Annotated in this window: 6 protein-coding genes; all 6 read left to right on the top strand. The window is 68.3% G+C overall.

The window, feature by feature from the left end:
* Nucleotides 1-298: 298 nt before the first annotated feature.
* From APH33_RS25435 to APH33_RS25410, 6 genes are read left to right on the top strand one after another with little or no spacing between them, the layout of a single operon-like run.
* Nucleotides 299-1090, top strand: coding sequence for an enoyl-CoA hydratase/isomerase family protein (locus APH33_RS25435; RefSeq protein WP_054887793.1), 792 nt, complete (start codon nucleotides 299-301; stop codon nucleotides 1088-1090).
* A 35-nt stretch (nucleotides 1091-1125) separates the two neighbouring features.
* Nucleotides 1126-2286, top strand: coding sequence for an acyl-CoA dehydrogenase family protein (locus APH33_RS25430; protein ID WP_054887792.1), 1161 nt, complete (start codon nucleotides 1126-1128; stop codon nucleotides 2284-2286).
* Nucleotides 2287-2299: 13 nt separating this feature from the next.
* On the top strand, nucleotides 2300-4399 hold the full coding sequence (locus tag APH33_RS25425) for an acetate--CoA ligase family protein (protein ID WP_054887791.1): 2100 nt from the start codon (nucleotides 2300-2302) through the stop codon (nucleotides 4397-4399).
* A 10-nt stretch (nucleotides 4400-4409) separates the two neighbouring features.
* The gene (locus APH33_RS25420) at nucleotides 4410-6017 is read left to right on the top strand and encodes a 5-guanidino-2-oxopentanoate decarboxylase (RefSeq protein ID WP_054887790.1); all 1608 of its coding nucleotides are present in this window, start codon (nucleotides 4410-4412) and stop codon (nucleotides 6015-6017) included.
* 29 nt (nucleotides 6018-6046) lie between these two features.
* Complete coding sequence (locus APH33_RS25415; protein ID WP_054887789.1) at nucleotides 6047-7237, top strand: pyridoxal phosphate-dependent aminotransferase; 1191 nt, start codon at nucleotides 6047-6049, stop codon at nucleotides 7235-7237.
* A complete protein-coding gene (locus tag APH33_RS25410; RefSeq protein WP_054887788.1) occupies nucleotides 7230-8645 on the top strand; it encodes an aldehyde dehydrogenase family protein in 1416 nt (471 codons plus the stop codon). Before APH33_RS25415 ends, APH33_RS25410 begins: the two co-directional genes overlap by 8 nt.
* The last annotated feature ends 4 nt before the right edge of the window (nucleotides 8646-8649 follow it).

The raw sequence follows: 8649 nt of genomic DNA, 5'->3' as shown, positions 1-8649 counted from the left end.
TCGATCTTCAGTCATGCACCAAGGCGGATCCTGTTGGCGGGACAGGAGTAACTGGCCCGAAACAAATGTGGGAGCGGGCTTGCCCGCGATGCGCCGCGCGGGCGGCGCTCGATCTCACAGGCGCTGAAGATCATGTGGCAAGCCCCTGTCAGCCCTCACCCAATCCCCCGCCATGCACCTGATGCCCACCACTTGTTCGAAGTTGTAACACCGTTGCAACCGCAATTGCCTCCTTGTTGAACACTCGTTTAGCATGAGCCTCACCTCCCACAGCAATCACAATAATCCGAGGCCCGTCATGACCGCTCCGTCGTCCCTAATCACCCAGGTTGAAGCCGGCGTTGCCTGGATCACCCTGAACCGCCCCGAGCAGCGCAATGCGCTGGACATCCCCACCCTGAAGAAGCTGCACGCCACCCTCGAGGCGTACAACCTCGACCCGGCCGTACGCGTGGTGGTGCTGACCGGCACTGGCCGCAGCTTCTGCGCCGGTGCCGACCTCGCCGAATGGGCCGAGGCCGAGGCCCGTGGTGCACTGGAAACCTACGGCTGGACCGAAACCGCCCACGCCCTGATGCACTGCCTGCACACCTTGGACAAGCCCACCATCGCTGCCATCAACGGCACCGCCGTCGGTGCCGGCATGGACCTGTCGCTGTGCTGCGACCTGCGCCTGGCGGCCCAGTCGGCCCGTTTCAAGGCTGGCTACACCAGCATGGCCTACTCGCCGGATGCCGGCGCCAGCTGGCACCTGCCACGGCTGATCGGCAGCGAACAGGCCAAGCGCCTGCTGTTCCTCGACGAACTGTGGGGCGCCGAACGCGCCCTGGCGGCCGGCCTGGTCGGCGAAGTCGTCGCCGACGACCAGCTGCCCGCCGTCGCCGCCGAACTGGCGGCGCGCCTGGCCCAGGGGCCGACCTTCGCCTACGCCCAGACCAAACGCCTGCTGCGCGACGGCGCCTCGCGCGGCCTGTCCGAGCAGCTCACTGCCGAACTGGCTGCCGGCCTGCTTTGCGGGCGCAGCGCCGACGGTGCCGAAGCCTTGCGCGCAGTCACGGAAAAACGCGCACCACGCTTCAGCGGCAAATAAGCACGCTCTCTTTCCCCGGTTACCAGGAACAGGCCATGAATTTCCAACTGACCCAAGAACAAGAAATGTTGGTGGATGCCGTACGCAGCTTCGTGACCAAGGAGCTGTTGCCCCATGAAGAAGCCGTGGACCGTGCCGACCAAGTGTCGCCGGAACTGGCTGCGCAGATCCGTGGCAAGGCCATCGCCGCCGGCTTCTACGCCTTCAACATGCCGGAGGAAGTCGGTGGCGGCGGCCTCGACTACCTGTCCCAGGCCCTGATCGAGCGTGAGCTGTCGAAGGTCTCCTGGGCACTGCACGTGTTCGTCGCCCGGCCGTCGAAGATCCTCATGGCCTGCACCGGCCAGCAGGTCGAGGACTACCTGCTGCCGTGTATCCGTGGCGAGAAGACCGACTGCTTCGCCCTGACCGAACCGGGCGCCGGCTCCGACGCCAACTCGATCAAGACCCGCGCCGTGCGCGAGGGCGACGACTTCGTGATCAACGGCAGCAAGCATTTCATCAGCCATGCCGGCCACGCTGATTTCGCCATCGTCTTCGCCGTCACTGACACCTACGAACACAACGGCCGCAAGCGCAACGCCGTCACCGCCTTCCTGGTCGACCGCGGTACCCCGGGCATGACCATCCGCCGTGGCCCGAAATGCGTGAGCAACCGTGGCTACCACACCTACGAACTGTTCTTCGACGACTGCAAGGTCCCGGCCGCCAAGGTGCTCGGCGAAGTCGGCAAGGGCTGGGAGGTGGCCAATGCCTGGCTGACCGCAGGCCGGGTCATGGTCGCCGCCAACTGCGTCGGCCAGGCCCAGCGTGCACTTGACGTGTCACTGCAATGGGCGGCCGACCGCAAGCAGTTCGGCCAGCCGATCGGCACTTACCAGGGCGTGTCGTTCAAGCTCGCCGACATGGCCACGCAGATCCGCGCCGCCGAACTGCTGACCCTGCACACCGCCTGGAAGATGGACCAGGGCAGCATGACCGATGGCGAGGCCGGCATGGCCAAGCTGTTCGCCAGCGAAGTGCTCGGCAAGGTCGCCGACGAAGCGGTACAGATCTACGGCGGCATGGGCCTGATGGACGAAGGGCCGGTCGAGCGGATCTGGCGCAATGCGCGCATCGAACGGATCTGGGAAGGCACCTCGGAGATCCAGCGGCACATCATCTCGCGCGAACTGCTGCGTCCACTGCTGCGCTGACCGGAGCATCCCCATGTCGCAAGCCATTCGTGACAACCTCAAACGCCTGCTGGCACCCCGGCACCTGGCTTTCATCGGCGGGCGCAGCATGGCCCGTGCGCTAAAGCGCTGCGCCGAGGGCGGCTACCCGGGCCAGATGTGGCTGGTCAACCCGCAGCAGGAAAGCATCGACGGCGTGCCCTGCGTGCGCAGCGTGGCCGAACTGCCCTGCGCGCCGGATGCGGTGTTCATCGCCACCAACCGCGAACTGACCCTGACCTGTGTCGCCGAACTTGCCGCCAAGGGCGTGGGCGGGGCGATCTGCTATGCCTCGGGCTTCGCCGAAAGCGGCGCCGAGGGCCAGGCGCTGCAACAGCAGCTGCTCGATGCCGCCGGCAACATGGCCCTGCTCGGGCCCAACTGCTACGGCCTGCTCGACTACCTGCACAGTGCCGCCCTGTGGCCGGTGGCCCACGGTGGCAAAGCGGTAGAGAAGGGCGTGGCGGTGCTGACCCAGAGCGGCAACTTCGCCTACAACCTGTCGATGAGCGACCGCTCGCTGCCGGTGGCCTACATGGCCTCGGTCGGCAACCAGGCACAACTGGGCATCGCCGAGCTGATGGACGTGTTGCTCGATGAACCCCGGGTCACCGCCATCGGCCTGCACCTGGAAGGCCTGAAGAACGTGCCGGGCTTTGCCCGTGCCGCGCACAAGGCGCTGGAGAAAGGCATCCCGATCGTCGCGCTGAAGACCGGCGTGTCGCAGATCGGCGCCGAGCTGGCGCTGAGCCACACCAGTTCGCTGTCCGGTTCCGATGCCCTGTACGACAGCCTGTTCGAGCGCCTGGGGGTGATTCGCGTCAGCGGCCCGGTAAGTTTTGTCGAAACCCTCAAGGCCGCCGCCTGCGGCAACCTGCCCAAGGGCTCCAGCCTGATCGCGCTGGCCTGCTCGGGCGGCGATGCCGGGCTGATCGCCGACTACAGCGAAAGCAACCAGCTGACCCTGCCGGCCCTGGACGCCAGTCAGGTCGAGGAACTGGCCCAGGTGCTGCCGGCCTACGCCAACCTGGTCAACCCCCTGGACTTCACCACGGCGATCTGGGGCGATGGCCCGGCCAAGGCGCGCATGCTCGACAGCGCCCTGCGCAGCGACGCCGACGCGGCGGTGCTGGTGCTCGATTACCCCGCCGAGTTCACCGGCGAGCGCAAAGAGTGCGACCTGCTGCTGGAGTTGTACTGCGCGGCGCTCAAGCGCCATGGCAAGACCGGCTTCGTCACCTCGGCCTTCCCCGAACTGCTGCCGGCCAGCGCCCGCGAGCGCCTGCACGCGGCCGGCGTGCCGGCGCTGCAGGGGGTGGAGGATGGCCTGGCAGCCTGGGGCCGGGTCGCCCGCTACGCACAGCAGCGTCCGGCGTTGCTGGCGCTGGGCGAATCGGCGCTGGTACCGCTGTGCCCGCCACCGCTGGCCGGCGCTAGTCGCCTGCTCAACGAATGGAACGCCAAGCAGGCTCTGCGCGGCTTTGGCCTGCCCATTCCGCAGGGGGTGCTGAGCAGCCCGCAGCGTGCGCTGGCCGATGCTGGCCAGGTGGGCTTCCCGCTGGTGCTCAAGGCGGTCAGCGCGCAGTTGCCGCACAAGACCGAGGCCGGCGCGGTGGCGCTGAACCTGGCCGACGCGGCAGCGCTCAGCCGGGCGCTTGAGCAGATGCGCACGTGCATCGCAGCTCATGCGCCAGGGGTCGCCTTTGACCAGGTGCTGCTCGAGCCGATGGCCAGCGCGCCGCTTGCCGAGCTGATCGTCGGCATCAAGCGCGAGGCGGATTTCGGCCTGGCGCTGGTGATCGGTGCTGGCGGCATCCTCGTCGAGCTGCTCAAGGACAGCAGCAGCCTGCTGCTGCCGACCACCGACGGTGCTATCCGCAAAGCCGTACTGGGACTGCGCAGCGCAGCCTTGCTGCAGGGCTTTCGGGGCAAGCCGGCGGCCGACCTGGATGCCCTGGTCGCTGCCATCCGCGCAGTGGCCGACTACGCCTGCGAAAACGCCAACCAGCTGCTGGAGCTGGATGTGAACCCCCTGATGGTCGGTGCCCATGGCACCCTTGCGGTCGATGCCTTGATCCGCCTCGGCCAAGTGTAAGGACATGAACATGACGAACCCCACACTCACGGGCGGCCAGGCGCTGGTGCGCCTGCTGGCCAACTACGGCGTCGACACCGTCTTCGGCATCCCCGGCGTGCATACCCTGGAGCTGTACCGCGGCTTGCCCGGCAGCGGCATCCGCCACGTGCTCACCCGGCACGAGCAGGGCGCCGGCTTCATGGCCGACGGCTATGCCCGGGTCAGCGGCAAGCCGGGCGTCTGCTTTGTCATCACCGGCCCCGGCGTGACCAACGCGGCCACCGCCATCGGCCAGGCCTACGCCGACTCGATTCCGCTGCTGGTGATCTCCAGCGTCAACCACACCGCCAGCCTGGGCAAAGGCTGGGGCTGCCTGCACGAGACCCAGGACCAGCGCGCCATGACGGCGCCGATCACCGCCTTTTCCGCCGTGGCGCTGAAGCCCGAGGACCTGCCGGAACTGGTCGCCCGGGCCTATGCCGTGTTCGACAGCGAACGCCCGCGCCCGGTGCATATCTCGGTGCCGCTGGACGTGCTGGCCGCGCCAGTGGCGCGGGACTGGAGTGATGAAGTAGTGCGCCGCCCCGGTCGCGGCCCGGCCAGCCTCGACAGCCTGCAACAGGCAGCCGCCAGGCTGGCGGCGGCGAAGCGCCCGATGATCATCGCCGGCGGTGGCGCGCTGCAGGCGGGCGCCGAGCTGCAGCAGTTGAGCACACGGCTGGCGGCGCCACTGTTCACCAGCGTCGCCGGCAAGGGTCTGGCGCCTTTGGACTCGCCGCTCAACGCCGGCTCCACCTTGTGCGTCGAACCGGGCTGGGCGCTGATCGCCGAGGCTGACGTGGTGCTGGCGGTCGGTACCGAGATGGCCGACACCGACTTCTGGCGCGAGCGCCTGCCGCTGACCGGCGAGCTGTTGCGGGTGGATATCGACCCACGCAAGTTCAACGACTTCTACCCCTGCGCGCTGGCATTGCACGGCGATGCCCGGCAGACCTTGGCGGGGCTGCTCGAACAGTTGCCGGACGGCGTGCGCGATGCGAGCCAGGCATGTGCGGCAGTGGCGCGCCTGCGCGCCGCCGTGCAGGCGAACCACGCGCCCTTGCAGGCGATGCACCAGGCGATCTTGCAGCGGGTCGCAGCCGAGCTGCCGGACAACGCCTTCATCAGCACCGACATGACCCAGCTGGCCTATACCGGTAACTATGTGTTCAACAGCCGGGCACCGCGCAGCTGGCTGCACCCCACCGGCTACGGCACCCTTGGCTACGGCCTGCCGGCCGGCATCGGCGCCATGTTCGCCACAGCCGACCGCCCGGGCCTGGTACTGGTGGGCGACGGTGGTTTCCTCTATACCGCCCAAGAGCTGGCAACCGCAGTCGAGGAGCTGGACCGCCCGCTGGTGGTGCTGCTGTGGAACAACGATGCGCTGGGGCAGATCCGCGACGACATGCTCGACCTCGATATCGAGCCCATTGGCGTATTGCCGCGCAACCCGGACTTCGCCGGCCTGGCCCATGCCTTCGGCTGCACCGTGGCGCAGCCGCAGAACCTTGACGAACTGCAACGTGACCTGCGCGGCGGCTTTGCCCGCAACGGCGTGACCCTGATCGAACTCAAGCACGCCTGCGCGCGCTGAGCCCACCCCGCACAACAGGACAACCAGCCATGCGATTTTCCTCTTTGACCCAACGGATCGCCGGCGATGGCGCCGCCGCCTGGGAGATTCACTACCGCGCCCTGGCCTTGCTCGAACAGGGCCGCGACGTGCTGCTGCTTTCGGTCGGTGATCCCGACTTCGATACTCCGGCGCCGATCGTCCAGGCCGCCGTGGCCAGCCTCGAAGCCGGCAATACCCATTACGCCGACGTGCGCGGCAAGCGCAGCCTGCGCGAGGCCATTGCCCGCCGCCACCAGCAGCGCAGCGGCCAGGCGGTCACGGCCGATCAGGTGACGGTGCTGGCGGGGGCGCAGTGCGCGCTGTTCTGCGTGGCGCAATGCGTGCTGGAGCCGGGCGATGAAGTGATCGTCGCCGAGCCGATGTATGTCACCTACGAGGCGGTGTTCGGTGCCTGCGGCGCCAAGGTGGTGCCGGTGCCGGTGCGCCCCGAGCATGGCTTTCGCGTGCAGCCCTCGGACGTCGCTGCACGGATCACCCCGCGCACCCGTGCCCTGGCGCTGAACAGCCCGCACAACCCCTCCGGTGCCAGCCTGCCGCGCAGCAGCTGGGAGGCCCTGGCCGAACTGTGCATTGCCCACGACCTGTGGCTGATCAGCGACGAGGTCTACAGCGAGCTGCTGTTCGAAGGTGAGCACATCAGCCCCGCCAGCCTGCCCGGCATGGCCGAGCGCACGGCAACGCTGAACAGCCTGTCCAAGTCCCATGCCATGACCGGCTGGCGGGTCGGCTGGGTGGTCGGTTCGCCGGCGCTATCGGCACACCTGGAAAACCTGGCGCTGTGCATGCTGTATGGCTCGCCAGACTTCATCCAGGATGCGGCGGTGGCCGCGCTGGAGCAGCCGTTGCCGGAACTGGAGGGTATGCGCGAGGCTTACCGCCAGCGCCGTGACCTGGTATGTGCCAGGCTTGCCGGCTGCCCAGGCCTTCGGGCCCTCAAGCCCGATGGCGGGATGTTCGTGATGGTCGATATCCGCGAGACCGGGGTTAGCGCACAAGCGTTTGCCGACCGCCTGCTCGACTTGCACGGTGTGTCGGTGCTGGCCGGTGAAGCGTTCGGCCCCAGTGCCGCCGGGCACATCCGCCTGGGCCTGGTGCTGGGCGCCGAGCCGCTGGGTGAGGCCTGCCGGCGCATTGCCCGCTGCGCCAGCGAACTGCTGGAGGCGCAGCCCAATGCGTGAATACCGCCGTCTGTTCATCGATGGCCGCTGGCAGCAGCCGGTGGGGCAGGGCATGGCCGAGGTGATCGACCCGGCCAGCGAGGCGGTGGCCGGCAGGGTGCCGCTGGGTAACGAAGACGATGTGCAACACGCCGTCAATGCGGCGCGAGGGGCGTTCGCCGCCTGGGCGCGCACGCCCTCCAGCGTGCGCGCCGGGTACATCCTTGCCCTGGCCGAGCAGCTCAAGGCGCGGGCCGACGAGATGGCCGCGGTGATCACCACCGAGCTGGGCATGCCGGTGCAGTGGTGCCGGTCGGTGCAGGTCGACGGGCCCATCGTCGGGCTTGAACAGTACGTCCAACTGGCCGGCCAGATGGACGAGGTGCGCGAAGTCGGCAATTCGCGACTGTACCGCGAGGCGGTGGGTGTATGCGCCTTCATCAACCCGTGGAATTACCCGCTGCACCAACTGATCGGCAAGCTGGCACCCGCCTTGGCCGCAGGCTGCACGGTGGTGGTCAAGCCAAGCCAGGAGACCCCGCTGCACGCCTTCCTGCTGGCGGAAATGATCGAGGCCATCGGCCTGCCGGCCGGGGTGTTCAACCTGGTCAGCGGGCCGGGGGCGAAGGTCGGCGAGGCGCTGGCGCGGCACCCGCAGGTGGACATGGTCTCGTTTACCGGGTCGACCGGCGCGGGCGTGCGGGTTGCCCAGGCCGCGGCGCCGTCGGTGAAGCGGGTGTGCCTGGAGCTGGGCGGCAAGTCGCCGTTCCTGATCACCGCCGACGCCCCGCTGGAAACGGCGGTACGCCATGGCGTGCAGGACGTGATGATCAACTCGGGGCAGACCTGTACCGCACTGACGCGCATGCTGTTGCCGGCCTCGCGCTATGCCCAGGCCTTGGAGATCGCCGTGGACGAGGCCCGCAACCTGGTGATGGGCGACCCGCAGGACCCGCGCAGCTTCCTCGGGCCGATGTGCTCGGCCGGGCAGCGGCGCACGGTGCAGGAGTACATCCGGGTCGGCCAGCAAGAAGGCGCGCGGCTGGTGTGTGGCGGTGAGACCGCAGCGGGCTTCGAGCGTGGGTTCTATGTGCCGCCGACGATCTTCGCCGAGGTCGACAACCGCATGCGCATTGCCCAGGAGGAAATCTTCGGGCCGGTGCTGTGCCTGATTCCCTACACCGACGAGGCCGAAGGCATTGCCCTGGCCAATGACTCGCCGTTCGGGCTGTCCAGCGCGGTGTGGGCGGGTAGCCGCGACCAGGCGCTGCAACTGGCCCGCCAGCTGCGCGCGGGGCAGTGCTTCGTCAATGGCGGGGCGTTCAACTACCAGGCACCGTTCGGCGGCTACAAGCAGTCGGGCAATGGCCGCGAGTGGGGCGAGGAAGGCCTCGACGAGTTCGTCGAGGTCAAGGCCATCCAGCTCTGATCCG

This window comes from Pseudomonas sp. NBRC 111130 (assembly GCF_001320485.1).
GTDB classification, from domain to species: Bacteria; Pseudomonadota; Gammaproteobacteria; order Pseudomonadales; family Pseudomonadaceae; genus Aquipseudomonas; species Aquipseudomonas vlassakiae.
This window is presented reverse-complemented; position numbering and strand designations above follow the sequence as displayed.